We start from the raw sequence: 17,439 nt of genomic DNA on the forward strand, positions 1-17,439 counted from the left end.
GGGGTGATCGGCCCGGGCACGGTGGCGGAGCTCAACGTCAGCCCGGCGGTGCGTCGCGAGCAACTGCGGGTCAACCTCGAGCGTTTTCGCTGGCTGGCCCAGGACCTGGAGCCTGATGGCATCCTGGTCAACGTCGCGGCTGCCCAGTTGAGCGTCTACCAGGGCGGTGTCCCCGTGTGGCAGACCCGCTTGCAGGTGGGCCGCGCCGAACGGCAAACGCCGCTGCTCAAGTCGCGTATCACGCGGTTGACCCTCAACCCCACCTGGACGATCCCGCCGACCATCATGCGCGAGGACAAGTTGCCGGCCATTCGCCTGAACCCGGAGTACTTGCGCCAGCAGAACCTCAAAGTGCTCGACAGTGAAGGTCGCGCCCTGTCGCCCGAACAAGTGGACTGGTCGCGCCCGGGTAATATCCTCCTGCGCCAGGACGCCGGCCCGCGCAACCCGTTGGGCAGGATCGTCCTGCGTTTCCCCAACCCATTCTCCGTCTACCTGCACGATACGCCCAGCCAGCCGTTGTTCAGCAAGGGACCGCGGGCGTTCAGTTCCGGGTGTGTGCGGGTGGAGCAACCGATGGTGCTGCGCGACTTGCTGGTGAACCCGGCGGAAAAGGCGCGGACCGAGGAATTGCTGGCGACCGGGGTGACCCATGAGTTCCGGCTGGCCACGCCGGTCCCGGTGTTGCTGGGCTATTGGACGGTGCAGGTGGATAGCCAGGGTGCGTTGCTGTACGCACCGGATATTTATAGCCGCGACGGTGTGCTGTTGAAGGCCCTGGGCGCTGTCCTGTAGGGGCTGTCGTGAAACTGCGCAATATGAGACCCGGTTGGCATCCTTGAAAGAATAGCCATCAGATAATTCTGAAAAGCTCAAGAAACCAACCATGCTTGCCGACGTGATGGGTACATACCCAGGAGCGTTCAATATGAGCAGTCAACGTTTGGCAGTTGGTATCAGCCTGTTTCTTGCGCTCGTCAGTGGCAGTGGCCAGGCGGCCACGACCGTGGCCCAAGGTGTTATCCAGTTCCGTGGCAGCATTGTCGAGGCGACGTGCAATGCGGGCGATGGGGCGGGGTCGACACTGGCCTTGAGGGGTTGCCCGATGTTTGCACCTGGGGGCAGCATCGGCGCCTATGGCGTCGAGCCGGTTCGTACGGTCAGTGCGCCGGATCGCTCTGCGGTCAAGGTCACGCTGGTGGCCGAAACGACGGGTGATGGCCGTTACTTCGACCGGCAATACCGCTTGAACGATGCGGCGGGCAAACCGTTGCAGTCGGGGGCTTACCTGGTGACGCTGAGTTACCCATAAGGCCAGTCGAAGGCTTGCCGGATGCGCGGTTCCGGCAGGCTGCGGCCTAGCTCAGCTGTTCACACAGGAACGCGGTGCTGGCAAGTCTGGAGGTCGGGTGGAATGCCAACAAACGAGTGGCAACCAGCAGATACGCGACCTCTTCTGAAGACATGAAGGCCATGCCTCCCAGGATTTCGAAAGCGCGAGTGCTAATGCGGTTCACGGCGTCCTGTATGGCAAACCGGGTTGCCTGTGCTCGCGCCAAATCACTGTGCAAGAAGCGATTGTCGTCTATCGACGCTGCCAGGCCGCGCAAAGCCATTGTGGCGCCTTGCAGATCGATGAGCAGCAGGGCTCGATCTTCTTGCGAGCCTTTTTTACCGGTCAATGCACGTGACGCCAACGCCGATGCCATTCCCAGGTAGGACGCGCTGGCCAGCAGTTGAAACCAGATGGCGAACAAATGGTTGCCGGTTCCTTGTTGAGTCTCATCGAGTTGATCATCGACGGCTGCGCTGAAACACATCATGGCTTCGGGAACCATCAAGTTATTGAAGATGACTTCATGGCTGTCAGCCGCCTGCAAATGCGGTACGGACCAGAACTCTTTCCGCTCGATGCTCGGGTCTGCGGCAAATCCTACGCCTATGCCGATTTGGGGCTGGCCTTGAGGGGCCATGTAGTTGACGCCAAAGGTGATGAGGTCAAAGTGATGTGTCATGGTGCAAGGTTTCTTGCTGCCGTTGACGAGGTAGCCGCCGAGGGTTTTTTGAACGGCCATTGTCGACGCTAAAATAGGCGTATTCGTGCGCCCTTCGGCAAAGCCTGAGGCAACTAATAAGTTGTCGCGAGCGATCATGGCCAACAATCCCTGGATATCTGGGAAGAAATGCCTGGCGGCCATCATTCCGGCGACAGTGTGGTGATGCATGGTCATCATAATTGCCAGGGACGGACAATGTGCACCGACCCAAGTATGCAGTTGCGCCATGTCCAATGCACTGGCACCTGCGCCACCCAGCTCTTTGCCAATGGTGAGCGCGGGTTGGCCGAACTTTCGAAATAGGTCGGCTAAGCGCCGAGACTCACCACGCTCAAGATCAAGAAGTGAGGCGGTTTCAAGAAAAGATACCATCTCCGGCATCCATTTGAAGGCAGTGTTTCTTTCTTCTTGTAATAACATATCGATTAAGTTCTTTAAGGTTCAGGAGGGGTGTGCAGGCGTATCTGTCTTCAGGTAATGACGCGCATAGCGGCTGTCCAACTTCGACAGTGGTAACAACATAAAGAAATCAGCTGCATTGTAATCAGGATCCCAGGCGGGCTCGCCACACACCCAGGCGCCGCTGCGCAAATAACCCTTTAACAGCGGAGGCATCTGTGGAATATGTCCACTTTCACGCTCATGCACGGGAAATGGATTGTGCGGGGTCACGTGATATTCGCTGGGGGCAAAGTTTTGCGCGGTCAAGGCGTGATACAACGCTGCGGCATTGTGGCCGCCATCCGCCAGGCTTACGCTGGCGCAACCCACCAAATAATCGCTGCGTTCACGTCGCATATACATGGCCAACCCCGTCCATAACAGCATGATGACACTGCCGCTGCGGTAATCCGGGTGCACGCAGGCATGCCCTGCTTCGGTCATGCGCGGTCGTAAGTGATTCAGGCGACTGAGGTCAAATTCCTGCTCGCAATAGTAACGTCCCATGCGTTGTGCGGCCGTGGGGCTCATCACGCGATAAGTCCCCACCACGTATGATGTCTGAGTGTCGCGCACTATCAGGTGATCACAGTAGGCATCAAACTCATCAATATTTAAACTGCCGGAGTTGACAGGTTCGGAAAGCTGGAAAGTTTTAGTGAAAACTCTATGGCGTAGACGTTGTGCTTCACGTATTTCTTGCGGTGTGCTGGCAAGACTTATGGTCAATTTTGTATGTTTTAAGTTTGCGCTTGAATGGCTCTCATTGGACGGTGTCATTGATTGCATGCGACTTCCATTTAGATTTGTTTAATCCTGTCTGATAGCGCTCGAAATAATAACGTTCCACTTTTGGCCGCGGCATAAGGAAAGTCTGAAGTGTTCGCAAATACATGCGTTGAGAATAAGACAGGACTCGTCTGTGGACCTCGCTGTCCTGGCCGGCGCATGGTTATGGACCGAGAGGCTGGCCCCGTCGCGATTGGTTGTTGCAGCTCGCGTTCGTACTTGACACGGTCGGTGGTGCCGAACTGTGCCAGGGGCTCGGGCAACGGGTCATTGGCCATGAATAACTATCCATGGCACCAGAAAGCCATCCATCGCGTCCGCACAGGCCGGCGCCTACCAGGTCATACAGCACCACGCGAAAACGCTCGATGAAATAGGGCAGCAGGTAATTCCACATGACCTGGTTGCAGTCAAAGCCATGGGAAAACGACCAGGGTCGTGGAGCCATTGCCCATTACGTTGACGTTGTTGCGATGTCGAAGGTCCATGGGAGTACTAGTGAAGTCATTTTGCCATGAGATTTTGCCGTCAATTTAGAGCGTCATCCGTATGGGGTCACTAGGTATAGCGTTGATAGGTTAAAGTCGCTGCCTTCAGGATGAAACGTCAGGTAACAAAGTATGCGGCTGTTTTTACGGCAATCGGCCCTGGGCCTGCTGGTCATGGTGTTCACCGCGCTGGCCTTGGCGCAAACGGCGCCACCGGCACTGGTCAACGTGGCATTGAACCAGCGGGTGATCGACCTGACCAATACCCTGGATACCTCGACCCAGCAGCGTCTGACCAACCAGCTTGCGGACCTCGAACAGCGCAAGGGCGCGCAGATCGCCGTGATGCTACTGCCAAGTACCGGCGACGCTGATATTGACGCGTTCACCACCCAACTGTTCCGCGCCTGGAAACTGGGGCGCAAGGGCATCGACGACGGTATTTTGCTGCTGGTGGTCAAGGACGACCGCAAGGTACGGATTGAAGTCGGCTACGGCCTGGAAGGGGTGGTCACGGACCTGTTGAGCCACCGGATTATCGAGGAACAGCTGACCCCGGCGTTTCGCCAGGGCAATTACGCTGCGGGTGTGCAGCACGCCGTGAATGCCCTGACCATGCTGGTAGAGGGGGAGGACTTGCCGGCGGTGGACGACACCCGGGAGACGATCGATGAGTCTGCGGTGTTACTGGCGTTGCTCCTCGGCGCTGTTGGCGGGGTGCTGCTGGCCGCGGGCAAGCTGCATTGGCGACGGGGCCTGATCGCTGCCCTGGTGTTGACCGTGCTGCTGACGGCGTTGGCCGCGATCAATGGCAAGGCCTGGCCGTTGTATATGCTGGCACTGCCGTTTTGCATGTCGATCACCGCGGCTATATTTGGCGCATTGTGGCAGGCCAAGGCGGTGTTTTATTTCGTGCTGGGGCTGATTGCCTACAGCGTCGGCCTGGGGCTGGTGGATCACTACCTGACGCAAGTGTCCTTCATCAACTGGCTGGCATGGCCGATGGCCGGGTTGGTGGTACTTGGCCTGTACCTGATCCTGTTCATGGTGATGAAGGCTGCCTGGAAAAACAGCCCGCTAGGGTTCTGCGTGCAGTCAGTGATGGTGCTGGGGGTGTATGGCGCGGCGGGCTACTTGTTGGAGCTGGGGCTTGAAGGCTGGTTGTTCGCCTTGCCCATCAGCTCGTTCGCGGCGCTGTTCATCTATGGCCAGGGTACGGGGGGATCGGGCTCCAGTTCCAGTTCCAGCGATCGCTCAAGCTCCAGCTCCAGTTCGAGCTCAAGCTCCGGTGGTGGGTTTTCCGGTGGCGGCGGCTCCAGCGGCGGCGGTGGGGCCTCGGGGAGCTGGTGAAGCCCGGCGTCTGTTCAGAGCGCCATTACCATCTCATGCCACGCCATCCCGCCGTGGTCTGATGCCGAGGGCTGCACATACTGGTAGCCCATGCGCGTGTACAGCGGCACATGCTGTTGCTTGCACATCAGGTGGATGGTTTGCTTGCCCATCTCGCGCATCTGCTGCACAAATGCCGTCATCAATTGCGTGGAATACCCCTTGCCCTGATGCGCCGGGTCGACCACCACCGACATGATCACCACATTTGGCGCATCTGCCGAGTGCCCTACCAATTCCTTGAAGGCCTCGTCCGACATCACCACGTCGTAGGCGCAACCGCCGTTGATAAAGCCTGCGACCTGGCCGTCGACTTCCAGGATCAGGAAACCTTCCGGGTACAGGGCGATACGCGTGGCGATCTTCTCCAGTGTCGCGGCTTCATCACCCTCGTAGGCGCTGATTTCGATCTCGTAACAGCGCTCGGCATCTGCCGGGGTGGCGTTGCGTAGGGTGAGGGTGGGCATGGCGGTTCCTGGGCTGGGCGGTTGAGCGAGGGGCTGCATGATAGCGGGGTAGCTGTACTGACGAAAATCCCATAGATAAAACCCGCCCACAGTAGATGCCGGCAAGTCGGCACCTACAAGGACGCGCTGTATTTGACGGCCGCCGCCGCCCGCGATGGTACGTTCAGGCTTCTCAGCAATCCCGAGACATGGATGCGCACGGTAAACGGTGAAATATCCAGGGCCTTGGCGATTTCCTTGTTGGTCTTGCCTTGGGCGATCAGCCGCAATACGTCTTGCTGACGCGCGGTCAGGGTGTTGGTGTCCAGCGGCAACAGCCCCGAGGGTGCAAACTTGACCAGCACCTCGCCTTGGCGAATGGCGAGCAGGGCCTGGCCGATTTCTTCGGGGGCGATGTTTTTGCCGATAAACCCATCGGCGCCCATCGCCATCACCTGTTCGATCAACTGCGGGTCATCGACCATCGATACCACGATCAACGTAGTGCGCCGCAGTTGCTGGCGCAGCTCGCCCAACTGGCTGATGCAGGTCAGGCCCGGGAAGCGCAGGTCGAGGATCAGCGTGTCGACTTCGCCGCCGGTCTTGAGCATTTCCAGCACCGTGTCCAGGTCGCCCGCCTGTTCCACGCAGGCCTCGGGCAGCAGGCGTTGCACGGTACGCAGCATGCCCTCGCGAAACATCGGGTGATCGTCGGCGATAATGATCCGGCATGTCATGGGGTGCTCCTCCCTGGGGCCAGGTTGTCCTGTGGCATGCTACTTTAACACTCTGCTCAGCGCCTGCCTCCCAGGCGCACAGATATGACGATGACCGTACAAGGACGTTGCCCATGAAGTTCGTGAAAGACGCCGAACTGGATCAAGCCAACCTGCGCATTGTGGTTGCCGCCATAGCCCTGGTTTACATCGGCCTGCTGGGTTTTCTGCCGGGGCAATCGGTGGCGCGCTATGTGCCGGTAATGATCTATATCGGCCTGTTCCTGCTGGTCTCGATTGTGCTGCGCCAGGTCATCGCGCGCTGGCCGGGGCATTACCCGGCACGGCGGATTTTCGGGATGATCCACGACTACACTGGCACCTCGTTCGGCCTGGTGGTGGGCGGGGAGGCGGCGCTGCCGCTGTATGCGGTGATGGTCTGGGTCAACCTCGGCAACGGCATGCGCTATGGCTCGCGCTACCTGGCGATTGCCACGGGCCTGGCGCTGCTGGCGCTGCTGATCGTGTATCGGCTGACACCACTGTGGCAGGCACAACCGTTTATGGTGTTGATGCTGATGATCACCAGCACGGTGATCCCGATCTACGCCCACCTGTTGCTGGAGCGCACGCGCAAGGCGTCTGAAGAAGCCATCGCCGCCAACCTGGAAAAGTCGCGCTTCCTGGCCCAGGCCAGCCATGACCTGCGCCAGCCGATTCACTCCATCGGCCTGTTTACCGCGTGTCTGCGCGAAGCACGGCTGGGCGATGAAGAGCGGCGCCTGGTCGACAATATCGACCGTTCGCTGCTCAACGTATCGCAGTTGTTCCGCTCCATCCTTGATCTCTACACCTTGGACAACGGCCGGCTGCTGCCCAAATACCAAGCGGTTCACCTGGGCGAGTTGCTCGCCGACCTGGTGCGCCAGAACGCCGAAGCCGCGCGTTGGGCCGGGGTGGAGCTGCGTTTGCGGCCATGCGCCCATTGGGTCAGGGTCGACCCGGCACTGCTGGCGACCATGGTGCAGAACGTGCTCTCCAATTGCTTTAAATATGGCGGCCAGCACCCGGTGCTGATCGGTGTGCGCAAGCGCGGCGACGGGGTCGTGATAGACATTCATGACCAGGGGCGGGGGATTGCCGAAGAACATCTGCCCAAGGTCTTTGAAGAGTTCTATCGCGTGCGTCAACAGCGGGACAAGGACGTTGAGGGCGTCGGCCTGGGGCTGTCCATCGTCAAGCGCCTGGGCCAGTTGATGGAGCTGGACGTGGTGTTGCGTTCACGAGTTGGCCGTGGCACCTCCGTCAGCCTGCAGGGCTTGCCCCTGGCGGTAGCATCCCGGCCGATGCTGGTTCGCGACGACGCGCGCCAGGTTGGACTGCTGACCGGGTTGAAAGTGTGCCTGGTGGAAGATGACCACAACGTGTTGCTGGCCACCCAGGCCTTGTTGGAACGCTGGGGCTGTGAAGTGCAGGCCGAATCCTCAGGGCACAACCTGGTCAGTGATTGCGACATCATCGTCGCCGACTATGACCTGGGCAATCAGGCCACCGGTATCGAGTGCATCGACCACCTGCGCCAGCAACGCGGTTGGGCGGTGCCGGCGCTGATCCTCACCGGACACGACGTAGAGAAGATCCAGGCGGCATTGCATGATCGCCAGATCGCGATCCTCTCCAAGCCCGTGCGCCCCGCAGAGCTGCGGGGTACGCTACGAGCGCTCAGCCAGCAGGCGGCAATCAGTTAAACGGCATCAGCGGGTTGCCACGGGCACCCTTGGGTTGGCAGTAGGCGGCGGGTTTCATCAAGCCAAAGCTGGCCACGGCAAACATCCCGCCGCTGGCACCGCTGGGCACGGAGCAGTTGTAGTCGCCGGACGCGGTGCTGGCGATGTAATAGGTGGTCATGGAGTCGCTGCGAACATTGGAAACACGCTTGACCGGCTCGCCGAGGTTGGTTTCCGAGAGGGTCTTGAGATGGTCTTCGGTGGGCTTGATATTGCTGCAACCGGCAACGCCGATCATCAGGGCGCCCAGCAGGGCAAGGCGGGTGACAGGGGAGTGCAGTTTCATGGCGCTTCTTCCTTGGGGTTGTTTTGGTTTTTTCAACGCACAACGATCCCTTGCACGGCGGGTTCGACGTGCTGGCGGGGAGCATTGGGGTTGCCGGGGAATATAGCGCCGGGTGCTTGCGGGGTCGATTAGCACAAGTGTGCTAATGGCACCTTGAGGTCATGGCAAACAGGTTTATTCAGGGAGATTCGAATGCTGCATATCAGACGCGCCACTCACGACGACGGCCCCATCGCCTTCGACATCCGCCTGCAGGCGATCCGCAGCCAATGCATCGGCGCCTACACCGCCGAACAGATGCTGACCTGGACCCGTGGCGCGGCCGAGGACGGCTATAGCGCACTGATGGGCAAGCCGTTCTACCTGGGTTGCGTCGACGGTGAGCCGGTCGCTACCGGCATGCTCGACCCGGACCATCGGGAAGTCGGTGCACTGTTTGTACTGCCCGGTTTTACCGGGCGCGGGTTTGGCGGGCAGATGCTTGAGCACTTGGAGCAGGTGGCGCTGGAGTTGGGGATTGCGCAGGTGGTGCTGGATGCAACCTTGAATGCCGCACAGTTCTATCGCAGCCGGGGTTACGAAGGCTGCGAACAGTCCATCTATCATTCGCCCACGGGGCTGGATCTGGCGTGTATCCCGATGGTCAAGCGCCTGTAGACCCTATTGTGGTGCGGACCAAAACCCTGTGCCAGGCAAAGATCCCCTGTGGGAGCTGGCTTGCCTGCGATGGTCGCTAACGATGACGGATGAATACCTGACACCCTGCGGCGGCCTTATTGACGCCATCACAGGCAAGCCAGCTCCCACAGGGGGATGCAGCTCCGCGCTTTTGCTCTGCTTTTGATCTTGGGCGCCCCTGCGGATCAGTGGTGCATGTGTTCGCCGTCAGCGCTGCCCAGGCTGCGGGCAGGGGCCTGGACCTGAATGTCCTGCTTCTCGCCCTTGGCATTTTCCACGGTCAGGGTCAGCGGCACCTGGTCGCCTTCCTTGATCTGGCCCGTCAGGCCCATGAGCATCACGTGATAACCCTCGGGATCGAGCTTCACCGCCTGGCCGGCCGGCAGTGCCACGGAGTCCACCGGGCCCATGCGCATGACGTCGTCCTTCATGCTCATCTCATGAATCTGCACATCCTTGGCCACCGGCGACTTGACGCTGAGCAACTTGCTGTCGCTGTCGGCGGTCAGGGTCATGAACGCCCCGCTCGAATGCTGGCCCGGCACAGTGGCGCGGGCCCAGGCGTCGCTGATCTGGACCTGGGCGCTGGCGTGGGCGGCGAGGCCCAGCAGGGAAAGACCGAGGGCGATGCGCTTGAGGGTTTGGACAGCAGTCATTAGCAGACCTCCATGACGGTGAGCAGGTCTTCTGCGCACTCTTTGGCGTTAAGCGATGCCGACAGGCCCAGGCGCAGGTTGCTGCGGGTGTCGAATACAAAGCTGGTGGCGGTGTGAGACAGGGTATAGGTGTCGCCGGCGGGGATCTTTTCATAAAAGATCCCGAACTCCTTGGCGGCCACGGCGATTTCTTCCGGGGTGCCGTAGAGTGCTTCGAAGCTGGGGTCGAAGGCCTTGACGTAGGCGTCGAGCACCTGGGGCGTGTCGCGTTCCGGGTCCAGGGTGATGAAGATCACCTGCATGATTTCGCCGTCGCGGCCCATCAGTTTCTTGGCCTGGGCCATGCGCGCCAGGGTGGTAGGGCACACAGCCGGGCACTGGGTGAAACCGAAGAACACCACCGGCATCAGGCCGCGGAACGAGGTCAGGGTCACGGTTTCGCCAGCGGTGTTCTTGAGCTTGAACGTGCGGCCCATGATCTTGTTGCTCAGGTCCTTGCCGTACTTGAAGTTCAGCTTGGGGCCGGTGTCGCAGCCGCTCAACAGGCCCAGGCCCAGCAGGCCCATACCGGTAAGGACCTTACGACGGGTGAATAACGTACTCATGAAAGGGGCGTCCCGTGAAGCGCCTGACGGCTGCGCATAACAGGTCAGTCAGGCTTTGAAAAGCGGTGAACAGGAAGGTGGGTAGTCTACCGACCTTGATCGCGCTTGATAATCTGCGACGTTCTGCCACAGGGGCGGTGGCCACCTTACCAGCCAAGGGGGTAATTGCGTCTGTGGCACACTGTCGCAGACATCGGCAAAGGCCCGCCGCACAAGGCTTGGGGCAAATGTATCAACGATTATCAGGGCCCTTGACCCGCATCAAGGCAGCGCTTGCTCGCTGTAGGGCACAGTCACGGTACAAGGACCGGCCACCGTGAGGCTCTGATGCTCTATCTTTTGTTCCTGCTGGCCCATCTGTTCGCAGCGCTGATTTTCATCGGCACGGTGTTCTTTGAAGTGTTGATCCTTGCCAGTGTGCACAGGCAACTGCCGGCCCGCGTCATGTTGCTGGTGGAGCAAGGCATTGGTCGCCGGGCCAGGGCCTTGATGCCGTGGGTGCTGCTGGTGCTGTTCGGCGCCGGCATCGGCATGGTCTGGCTGCGCTACCTGCCGGTGCTGGCCGCGCCGTCGAGTTCGGCATTCGGTGCGCTGCTGACCCTCAAGCTGATCCTGGCCGCCAGTGTGCTGATGCATTTTTTGCTGACGGTGGGGTTGATGCGCCGTGGGCAGGTCAGCGCGGCCTATCTGCGTTTTGTCCATCTGAGCCTGTTCTGCCATATGGTCGCCATTGTGTTGCTGGCCAAGGGCATGTTCTACATCACCTGGTAATCGCCGGCGCTTGATGCATATCAAGGTGCGCTGTCCGGTCGCACCGCACAATGACCCACCGTAGCCAGACCCGGAGGCCGTCATGCTCACTGTCATTCATCCCGCCCGCGAGTGGCGCCTGCGCCGTGACCAAAGCGTGCTGGACCAGGGTCAGGTGGATATCGGCAGATTTCACTCGGGCATCGGCTCCCTCGACCTGCTGCGCGCCTTGCGCAGCAGCCGCCAGCGGCAACGGCCCCTGGCGCTGAACCTGCAATGGCCGGCCGGCCTGGTGGCCGATGATTACCTGGGCGCGCTGGAGCAGGAGATCCACCTGGTCGGTTGCCATGTGGGCGGTCGGCAACCGGTGGATCAATTCCATCTGGGCGGCGCCACACCGGCGATTGCCGACCTGCAACGCTTGATGGCGCACCTGCGCAGTCGCCTGCACTTTCTTGAGCACGACCAGGGTGACTACAGCCTCGATCTCGACCCACTGCATACCGACTGGGCGACCATGGGCCTGCTGCGCGAGATGGGGTTCAACCACATCAACATCGGCGTGCCGGATGCCAATGCCGAGGTCACGCCATCGGTGGCCGGCTATCAGGACCCGGCGCCGATCCAGTCGCTGATCGATGCGGCGCGCACCTTCGGCTTTCGCTCGGTGAATGTCGACCTGGGCTATGGGCACGCCTGGCAGACCTGCGACAGCTTTGAAGCCAAGCTGGCCAGCCTGATCGCCCTGGAGCCGGACCGCCTGCAAGTGTTCGACTATGCCCAGGCCCCACGGCGCTACCAGCAGCAGCCACGGCGTGCGCTGTCGTCGAATGTCGACAAATGTGGCATGCGCCGCATCGCCTTCCAGCGCCTGGAAGCCGCCGGTTATCACTACATTGGCCTGGGCCAGTTCGTACGCCCCGACGATGACCTGGCACTGGCCCAGGAGCGCGGGCACCTGAGTCGCAATTGCCAAGGGTTTACCCGTCACGGCTACTGCGACCATATCGGCTTTGGCCTGGGCGCCATCAGCCAACTTGACACCCTGTATGCGCAAAACACCGACGACCTGGCGCGCTATCGCCAGCAGTTGGACAGCGACCTGTTGCCCACCGCCCGCGGCTGGCGCTGCGAGGCGGGCGACCAGATCCGCCAGCATGTCATGGAGCGCCTGGCCTGTGACCTGGAGCTGGATATCCAGGCCCTGGAGCGCCGCTATGGGGTGATTTTTCCCCGCTATTTCTCGGCGATCTGGCCGCTGCTGGAGCATCTGCACCAGGACGGTCTGATCGACTTGTCCGAGCGTTTCCTCTGTGTGCTGCCGGCTGGCCGGCACCGGGTCGAAGCCCTCTGCGCGCTGTTTGACCGGGCCGCCAGTGCTGTCCCTCCTTGCTCCAACGATGAGACCATCGACCATGAAAGCGTTTGAGTTCAACCGGGCCCTGGTGCAGAAATACGACCGCCCGGGGCCGCGCTACACCTCGTACCCGACTGCGCCGCAGTTTCACTCAGCCTTTGCCCTGGATGACTACCAGCAGGCGGTCGCGACCAGCAACCACGCGGTGGCGCCCAAGGCGTTGTCGGTGTACATCCACGTCCCGTTCTGCCAGAGCCTTTGCTACTACTGCGGCTGCCACAAGATCATCACGCGCAAGACCCACCGCGCGGTGGAGTACCTGAGCTACCTCAAGCGTGAAATCCAGATGCAGGCGGCGCTGTTCGACCGCGCGCGGCCGCTGACCCAGTTGCACTTGGGGGGCGGTACGCCGACCTACCTGGACGATGGGCAACTGGCCGAGTTGATGGACTGCCTGGCCCAAGGGTTCAGCCTGGATACCAGTGATCGCCATGAGTTTTCCATTGAAGTGGACCCGCGCACCATCAGTGTCGAGCGGATCCACAACTTGCGCGGGCTGGGTTTCAATCGCCTGAGTTTTGGCGTGCAGGACTTTGATGCGGATGTGCAGGCGGCAGTCAACCGTGTGCAGAGCGAAGAGCAGATCGTGCAACTGGTCTCGGCGGCGCGTGAGGCGCGGTTCAAGTCGATCAGCGTAGATCTGATCTATGGCCTGCCGTTGCAGACCGTGGCCAGTTTCGACGTGACCCTGGGCAAGCTGATTGCCTTGCGTCCCGACCGCGTGGCGGCCTACAGCTACGCGCACCTGCCGACACAAATCCGTGCCCAGCGCATGATTCGCCCCGAAGACATGCCACCGCCGGAGCGCAAGCTGGAATTGCTGGAGTTGACCATTCGCCGGCTGACCGAGGCCGGTTATGTGTATATCGGCATGGATCACTTTGCCTTGCCCGACGATGAACTGGCCCTGGCCCGGGCCAATGGCACCTTGCAGCGTAATTTCCAGGGCTACTCGACCCATGCCGATTGCGACCTGATCGGGCTCGGTGTCTCGGCCATCGGCAAGGTGGGCGACAGCTACAGCCAGAGCGTCAAGGAGTTGTCCCAGTACTACGCACGTATCGACGCCGGCTTGTTGCCGGTGCAGCGCGGCTACCGCCTGAACGCGGATGACGTGCTGCGTCGCGACGTGATCAACGGCCTGATGTGCCACGGGCGTATTGACTTTGCCGGGGTCGAGGCGGGGCACGCGATCCAGTTTACCGAGTACTTCGCTCAGGCCCTGTCGCGCCTCGATGAGCAAGTGGCGGATGGTTTGCTGCATATCCAGGACGATGCCGTGCAACTGCTGCCCCAGGGGCAATTGATGGTGCGCAGCGTGGCGATGGCGTTTGATGCGTACTTGGGCGGGCAGCAGAAGGGCCAGTTTTCCCGCACGGTCTGACCCGTGCTAATACCAACTGTAGGAGCGAGCTTGCTCGCGAAAAACTTAACGACAACGCGTTTACCCAGGCAACCCGCGTTATCGTTGACGACCTTCGCGAGCAAGCTCGCTCCTACAGCGGCATTCGGCCAAACCTATAGGGTCAGGCTCCGGCAACCGTGTTGGTGCGCTCTATCTCTTCGACCAGCTTATCGATCCCTTCCAGCCGCGCGCGGTTGTCGTGATCCCATGGATGAAACCCCGGCTTGAAGTAATGCAGCCACGGCCGGGCCATGCGCGGGAATACGCCCCTGGTGCCGTAGAGAAACTTCAGCATCCGCCAAAACCCCTTCAGATGCCCACCCGCGCGGCGGTCGGCGAACAGCAGGCGCAGGTGGAAATCAAACACCACCAGCCAGAAAAACACCGTGGTAAACAGCATGGTCCCGGTGCGCAGCAAATAGCGCCTGGGCCCTGGCTTGATTACGCGGTTCCACACATCGAAGGCCACGGCCTTGTGTTCCGTTTCCTCAAGCGCGTGCCAATACCACATCTGCTGGTAGCCCTTGAGCGAATCCCCAAAGCGCGTGGGATCGCTGAGCAGGATTTCCGCGAGCATCGCGGTGTAGTGTTCCAGGGCAATGGTCACCGCCAGGTTGAAGGACGGCGGCAAGTGCTTCTTTTGCAGGTCGAGGATGAATTTCAACCGACGGTCGAGCAGATGGGCCGGCAGCCCGGCGGCTTGCAGCAGATCGTTATAGGCCACATGTTCACGGCTGTGCATGGCCTCCTGGCCGATAAATCCCTGGATTTCCTTCTTTAATGCCGGGTCGTCGATGCGCTGGCGATAGTGGCGCACGCTGTCCATGAAGAACAGTTCGCCCTGGGGAAACAGCAGCGACAGGGCATTGAAAAAATGCGTGATAAAGGGACCTTGCTCGTGCCAGTCCTTGATGCGTTCGGCGGGCAGGGCAAAATGCAGGTCGCGGCGAATGGGCAACATTATGGCGACTCCTGTTCAGTGATGGGGGTGGGCGCCGGGGCCTTGCGCTTTTTCGGTGCCATGCGCCGGCTGGCAAAGACCACCAGCGCCTGGTAGGCCGCCGGCAGAAAGCGTGCGAGCAAGTCCAGGGCGTAGGCATCGCGGCCAATCAGCACGCGGCGCTTGTTCTTGCGCACGCCTTGCAGGATCACCTTGGCGGCTTGGTCGGCGTCAGTGATAAACAGCTTCTCGAAGTCGGCGCGGGCCTGTTGTTCGCTGTGGATCAGGAACCCAGTCATGTTCGCGTCGATCCGGCTGCTGCGGCAGATATCGGTGCGGATCCCGCCAGGATGCACGCAGGTGGCCGAGACCCCGCTGCGTTGCAAATCCAACTCCTGGCGCAAGGATTCGGTGAAGCCGCGCACCGCGAACTTGGTGGCGTTGTAGCCGCTCATACCGGGCTGGGCGAACAGGCCGAACACGCTGGAGGTGTTGACCACATGCCCGTCGCCGCTGGCCTTGAGGTAGGGCAGAAAGGCCTTGGTGCCGTAGACCACGCCCCAGAAGTTGATGCCGACGATCCACTCAAGGTCGGCATAGTCCACACCTTCCACAGTACTCGACAAGGCCACCCCGGCATTGTTGAAGATCAGGTTGACCTGGCCGTGCTCCGCCGCACAACTGGCCGCCCAGTCCTCCATGGCCTGGCGGTCGGACACATCCACCTCCCGGGAGGTCACGCGGACCGGTGCCAGGGTGCCGCGCTGGATCAGCTCCACGGTTTCTTGCAAACCGGCCTGGTTCTTGTCTGCCAGCGCCAGGTGACACCCCTCGCGCGCCAGGGCCAGGGCCAAGGCGCGACCCATGCCTGACGCGGCCCCGGTGATGGCCGCCACACGGCCATTGAATGACTTCATGACAGGCTTCCTTCTGCGGTGGAGTGGGGCTGCGCGAGGGGATGCAGTGCGGTGCCGCTAACCAACGGCGTGACGTGATAATCGCGCAAGGCGAACTGGCGGGTGACCTGTTTGAAGCGCCAGGTCGAACCGGGCCACAACGTGGTGTTTTTGCCGGTGCGCGGGTCGAGGTACCAACTGCGACAGCCGCCGGTGTTCCAGATGGTGCGCTGGAGTTTTTCCTGGATGTGCAGGTTGTAGGCGCTTTCCACCGCTGGCTTGACGTCCACCGTGGCAATTTGCTGGCGGCGCATCTGTTGCAGGGCGTCGAGGATGTAGGTGACTTGCGCCTCGATCATCAGAATCATCGAGTTGTGGCCCAGCCCGGTGTTGGGCCCGACGATCAGGAACAGGTTTGGATAACCTGGCACGGTGGTGCCCTTGTACGCATGGGCGCCATCGCGCCAGGTGTCCATCAGGTCCACGCCGTCGCGCCCGATGATGCAGTCGCGGGGCAGGGGATCGGCGGCCTGGAACCCGGTGCCGAAGATCAGGCAGTCAGCCGGGTGCTTGATGCCATCGGCGGTGATGACGCCGTCGGCTTCGATCCGCAGCACATGCTCGGTAACCACCTCGACATTGCTGCGTGACAGCGCCGGGTAGTAGTCATTGGAGATCAGCACGCGCTTGCAGCCGATGGTGTAGTCCGGCCGCAGCACCTTGCGCAGGGAAGGGCGCGCCACTTGTTTGTGCAGATGGCGCAGGGCGATTTTCTGCACCATTTTCATCAGCCGCGGGTGCAGCGCAAACCCTACGACTCGGCCTTCCAGGGCCCAGTAGAAGGCCCCGCGCACCAGGCGCTGGGTGAACGGCAGGTGCTTGAAGGCCCAGCGCTCAACACGTGAAATGGGCCGGTCCGGCTTGGGCATGATCCACGGCGGGGTGCGCTGGAACAGGTCCAGGTGCGCCACCTGCGGGGCGATCTGCGGCACGAACTGGATGGCACTGGCGCCGGTGCCAATCACCGCCACGCGCTTGCCCTTCAATGAATACTCGTGGTCCCACTGCTGGGAGTGAAAGCGCTTGCCCTTGAAACTGTCCAGCCCCGCAATATCCGGCAGCGCCGGACGTGACAGACCGCCCATCCCCGACACCAGCACCCGTGCACTGACGTGGCGGCCATTGCTGAACTGCAACTGCCAGCGTTGCAGTTGCTCATCGAACACCGCCCGTGTAAGACCCATGCCAAAGCGCAGGTACGGCGCCAATTCAAAGCGTTGCGCACATTGCTTCAGGTAGGCGCGGATTTCCGCCTGGGGGGCGAACTGTCGGGTCCAGTCCGGGTTGGGCGCAAACGAAAACGAATAGACGTGGGATTGCACATCACAGGCGCAGCCCGGGTAGTGGTTGTCGCGCCAGGTGCCGCCCAGGGAATCGGCCTGTTCGGCGATGAAGAAGTCGTCGAGCCCGGCTTGCTTGAGTTTGATCGCCATGCACAGGCCGGCAAAGCCTGAGCCAATGATGGCGATGTCTACGCAATCTGCCGGGCCGCTCGGGCGGGTAGAGGCATTCATAGGGTGTCCCTCGTGGGCTGTGGGCGCCTGACGGGTTTTGACATCGGATGTGCTCCTGTTTTTGTTTTTGGCTTTTAGATAGAACACCATTGCAAAGAAAAATTGTATTTATTATTTTA

Annotated in this window: 18 protein-coding genes and 1 pseudogene; 8 read left to right on the plus strand and 11 right to left on the minus strand. The window is 61.0% G+C overall.

Annotated elements, in window-relative coordinates; all coding sequences use genetic code 11:
* Both BFQ03_RS17205 and BFQ03_RS17210 read left to right on the plus strand, forming a co-directional pair.
* The coding region (locus BFQ03_RS17205) for a L,D-transpeptidase family protein (RefSeq protein ID WP_175403906.1) at nucleotides 1–795 on the plus strand (795 nt) is incomplete at its 5' end.
* Nucleotides 796–928: 133 nt separating this feature from the next.
* Entirely contained in the window at nucleotides 929–1,312 is a 384-nt protein-coding gene (locus BFQ03_RS17210; protein ID WP_065943613.1) for a hypothetical protein, read from the plus strand.
* Between the two features lie 46 nt (nucleotides 1,313–1,358).
* On the opposite strand, the gene BFQ03_RS17215 is transcribed toward BFQ03_RS17210, so the two are convergent.
* The 3 genes and pseudogenes from BFQ03_RS17215 to BFQ03_RS30710 form a co-directional block, all read right to left on the minus strand.
* Complete coding sequence (locus BFQ03_RS17215; RefSeq protein ID WP_065943614.1) at nucleotides 1,359–2,477, minus strand: acyl-CoA dehydrogenase family protein; 1,119 nt, start codon at nucleotides 2,475–2,477, stop codon at nucleotides 1,359–1,361.
* Between the two features lie 21 nt (nucleotides 2,478–2,498).
* Nucleotides 2,499–3,287, minus strand: a complete 789-nt coding sequence (locus BFQ03_RS17220) for a GNAT family N-acetyltransferase (protein ID WP_065943615.1) — start codon at nucleotides 3,285–3,287, stop codon at nucleotides 2,499–2,501.
* Between the two features lie 325 nt (nucleotides 3,288–3,612).
* Nucleotides 3,613–3,775 (minus strand): annotated as a pseudogene (locus BFQ03_RS30710) (alpha/beta hydrolase); the annotation flags it as partial.
* Nucleotides 3,776–3,907: 132 nt separating this feature from the next.
* Between BFQ03_RS30710 and BFQ03_RS17225 the strand changes: the two are divergent.
* The gene (locus tag BFQ03_RS17225; protein ID WP_032860951.1) at nucleotides 3,908–5,125 is read left to right on the plus strand and encodes a TPM domain-containing protein; all 1,218 of its coding nucleotides are present in this window, start codon (nucleotides 3,908–3,910) and stop codon (nucleotides 5,123–5,125) included.
* 14 nt (nucleotides 5,126–5,139) lie between these two features.
* Here BFQ03_RS17225 and BFQ03_RS17230 read toward each other — a convergent pair whose 3' ends face one another.
* Nucleotides 5,140–5,631 (minus strand): GNAT family N-acetyltransferase, encoded by a 492-nt coding sequence (locus BFQ03_RS17230; protein WP_065943616.1) that lies wholly within the window; start codon nucleotides 5,629–5,631, stop codon nucleotides 5,140–5,142.
* Between the two features lie 113 nt (nucleotides 5,632–5,744).
* The gene (locus tag BFQ03_RS17235) at nucleotides 5,745–6,347 is read right to left on the minus strand and encodes a LuxR C-terminal-related transcriptional regulator (protein ID WP_032860949.1); all 603 of its coding nucleotides are present in this window, start codon (nucleotides 6,345–6,347) and stop codon (nucleotides 5,745–5,747) included.
* Nucleotides 6,348–6,460: 113 nt separating this feature from the next.
* On the opposite strand from BFQ03_RS17235, the gene BFQ03_RS17240 reads away from it, so the two are divergent.
* Nucleotides 6,461–8,074, plus strand: a complete 1,614-nt coding sequence (locus BFQ03_RS17240; protein WP_032860948.1) for an ATP-binding response regulator — start codon at nucleotides 6,461–6,463, stop codon at nucleotides 8,072–8,074.
* Here the strand turns inward: BFQ03_RS17240 and BFQ03_RS17245 are convergent.
* Nucleotides 8,067–8,399: a hypothetical protein gene (locus BFQ03_RS17245; RefSeq protein ID WP_032860946.1), complete on the minus strand. Its 333-nt coding sequence runs from the start codon at nucleotides 8,397–8,399 to the stop codon at nucleotides 8,067–8,069. The genes BFQ03_RS17240 and BFQ03_RS17245 overlap by 8 nt on opposite strands.
* Nucleotides 8,400–8,591: 192 nt before the next feature.
* Here BFQ03_RS17245 and BFQ03_RS17250 point away from each other — a divergent pair, with 192 nt between their 5' ends.
* Nucleotides 8,592–9,056, plus strand: a complete 465-nt coding sequence (locus tag BFQ03_RS17250; protein ID WP_032860944.1) for a GNAT family N-acetyltransferase — start codon at nucleotides 8,592–8,594, stop codon at nucleotides 9,054–9,056.
* A gap of 206 nt (nucleotides 9,057–9,262) precedes the next feature.
* On the opposite strand, the gene BFQ03_RS17255 is transcribed toward BFQ03_RS17250, so the two are convergent.
* Together BFQ03_RS17255 and BFQ03_RS17260 are read right to left on the minus strand one after the other, a co-directional pair.
* On the minus strand, nucleotides 9,263–9,733 hold the full coding sequence (locus tag BFQ03_RS17255) for a copper chaperone PCu(A)C (protein WP_032860943.1): 471 nt from the start codon (nucleotides 9,731–9,733) through the stop codon (nucleotides 9,263–9,265).
* Nucleotides 9,733–10,338, minus strand: coding sequence for an SCO family protein (locus tag BFQ03_RS17260; RefSeq protein WP_032860942.1), 606 nt, complete (start codon nucleotides 10,336–10,338; stop codon nucleotides 9,733–9,735). Before BFQ03_RS17260 ends, BFQ03_RS17255 begins: the two co-directional genes overlap by 1 nt.
* 327 nt (nucleotides 10,339–10,665) lie before the next feature.
* Between BFQ03_RS17260 and BFQ03_RS17265 the strand changes: the two genes are divergently transcribed.
* The 3 genes from BFQ03_RS17265 (at nucleotide 10,666) to hemN (ending at nucleotide 13,889) form a co-directional block, all read left to right on the plus strand.
* On the plus strand, nucleotides 10,666–11,109 hold the full coding sequence (locus BFQ03_RS17265) for a hypothetical protein (RefSeq protein ID WP_065943617.1): 444 nt from the start codon (nucleotides 10,666–10,668) through the stop codon (nucleotides 11,107–11,109).
* Nucleotides 11,110–11,191: 82 nt separating this feature from the next.
* Nucleotides 11,192–12,517, plus strand: a complete 1,326-nt coding sequence (locus BFQ03_RS17270; protein ID WP_032860939.1) for an oxygen-independent coproporphyrinogen III oxidase — start codon at nucleotides 11,192–11,194, stop codon at nucleotides 12,515–12,517.
* Nucleotides 12,504–13,889, plus strand: coding sequence for an oxygen-independent coproporphyrinogen III oxidase (hemN, locus tag BFQ03_RS17275; protein ID WP_032860938.1), 1,386 nt, complete (start codon nucleotides 12,504–12,506; stop codon nucleotides 13,887–13,889). Before BFQ03_RS17270 ends, hemN begins: the two co-directional genes overlap by 14 nt.
* A 142-nt stretch (nucleotides 13,890–14,031) precedes the next feature.
* Here hemN and BFQ03_RS17280 read toward each other — a convergent pair whose 3' ends face one another.
* From BFQ03_RS17280 to BFQ03_RS17290, 3 genes are read right to left on the minus strand one after another with little or no spacing between them, the layout of a single operon-like run.
* Nucleotides 14,032–14,871 (minus strand): metal-dependent hydrolase, encoded by an 840-nt coding sequence (locus tag BFQ03_RS17280; protein ID WP_065943618.1) that lies wholly within the window; start codon nucleotides 14,869–14,871, stop codon nucleotides 14,032–14,034.
* Nucleotides 14,871–15,767, minus strand: coding sequence for an SDR family NAD(P)-dependent oxidoreductase (locus tag BFQ03_RS17285; RefSeq protein WP_065943619.1), 897 nt, complete (start codon nucleotides 15,765–15,767; stop codon nucleotides 14,871–14,873). Before BFQ03_RS17285 ends, BFQ03_RS17280 begins: the two co-directional genes overlap by 1 nt.
* Entirely contained in the window at nucleotides 15,764–17,320 is a 1,557-nt protein-coding gene (locus BFQ03_RS17290) for a flavin-containing monooxygenase (RefSeq protein ID WP_065943620.1), read from the minus strand. The genes BFQ03_RS17285 and BFQ03_RS17290 overlap by 4 nt, the downstream gene beginning before the upstream one ends.
* Nucleotides 17,321–17,439 lie beyond the last annotated feature (119 nt).

The organism is Pseudomonas sp. 25 R 14, assembly GCF_900004755.1.
GTDB lineage: Bacteria > Pseudomonadota > Gammaproteobacteria > Pseudomonadales > Pseudomonadaceae > Aquipseudomonas > Aquipseudomonas brenneri.

Coding starts and splice junctions, on each gene's coding strand:
- BFQ03_RS17290 (WP_065943620.1), bottom strand. CDS start 17,320: ATGAATGCCTCTACCCGCCCGAGCGGCCCGGCAGATTGCGTAGACATC.
- hemN (WP_032860938.1), top strand. CDS start 12,504: ATGAAAGCGTTTGAGTTCAACCGGGCCCTGGTGCAGAAATACGACCGC.
- BFQ03_RS17225 (WP_032860951.1), top strand. CDS start 3,908: ATGCGGCTGTTTTTACGGCAATCGGCCCTGGGCCTGCTGGTCATGGTG.
- BFQ03_RS17250 (WP_032860944.1), top strand. CDS start 8,592: ATGCTGCATATCAGACGCGCCACTCACGACGACGGCCCCATCGCCTTC.
- BFQ03_RS17255 (WP_032860943.1), bottom strand. CDS start 9,733: ATGACTGCTGTCCAAACCCTCAAGCGCATCGCCCTCGGTCTTTCCCTG.
- BFQ03_RS17220 (WP_065943615.1), bottom strand. CDS start 3,287: ATGCAATCAATGACACCGTCCAATGAGAGCCATTCAAGCGCAAACTTA.
- BFQ03_RS17235 (WP_032860949.1), bottom strand. CDS start 6,347: ATGACATGCCGGATCATTATCGCCGACGATCACCCGATGTTTCGCGAG.
- BFQ03_RS17265 (WP_065943617.1), top strand. CDS start 10,666: ATGCTCTATCTTTTGTTCCTGCTGGCCCATCTGTTCGCAGCGCTGATT.
- BFQ03_RS17285 (WP_065943619.1), bottom strand. CDS start 15,767: ATGAAGTCATTCAATGGCCGTGTGGCGGCCATCACCGGGGCCGCGTCA.
- BFQ03_RS17240 (WP_032860948.1), top strand. CDS start 6,461: ATGAAGTTCGTGAAAGACGCCGAACTGGATCAAGCCAACCTGCGCATT.
- BFQ03_RS17215 (WP_065943614.1), bottom strand. CDS start 2,477: ATGTTATTACAAGAAGAAAGAAACACTGCCTTCAAATGGATGCCGGAG.
- BFQ03_RS17260 (WP_032860942.1), bottom strand. CDS start 10,338: ATGAGTACGTTATTCACCCGTCGTAAGGTCCTTACCGGTATGGGCCTG.
- BFQ03_RS17270 (WP_032860939.1), top strand. CDS start 11,192: ATGCTCACTGTCATTCATCCCGCCCGCGAGTGGCGCCTGCGCCGTGAC.
- BFQ03_RS17245 (WP_032860946.1), bottom strand. CDS start 8,399: ATGAAACTGCACTCCCCTGTCACCCGCCTTGCCCTGCTGGGCGCCCTG.
- BFQ03_RS17280 (WP_065943618.1), bottom strand. CDS start 14,871: ATGTTGCCCATTCGCCGCGACCTGCATTTTGCCCTGCCCGCCGAACGC.
- BFQ03_RS17210 (WP_065943613.1), top strand. CDS start 929: ATGAGCAGTCAACGTTTGGCAGTTGGTATCAGCCTGTTTCTTGCGCTC.
- BFQ03_RS17230 (WP_065943616.1), bottom strand. CDS start 5,631: ATGCCCACCCTCACCCTACGCAACGCCACCCCGGCAGATGCCGAGCGC.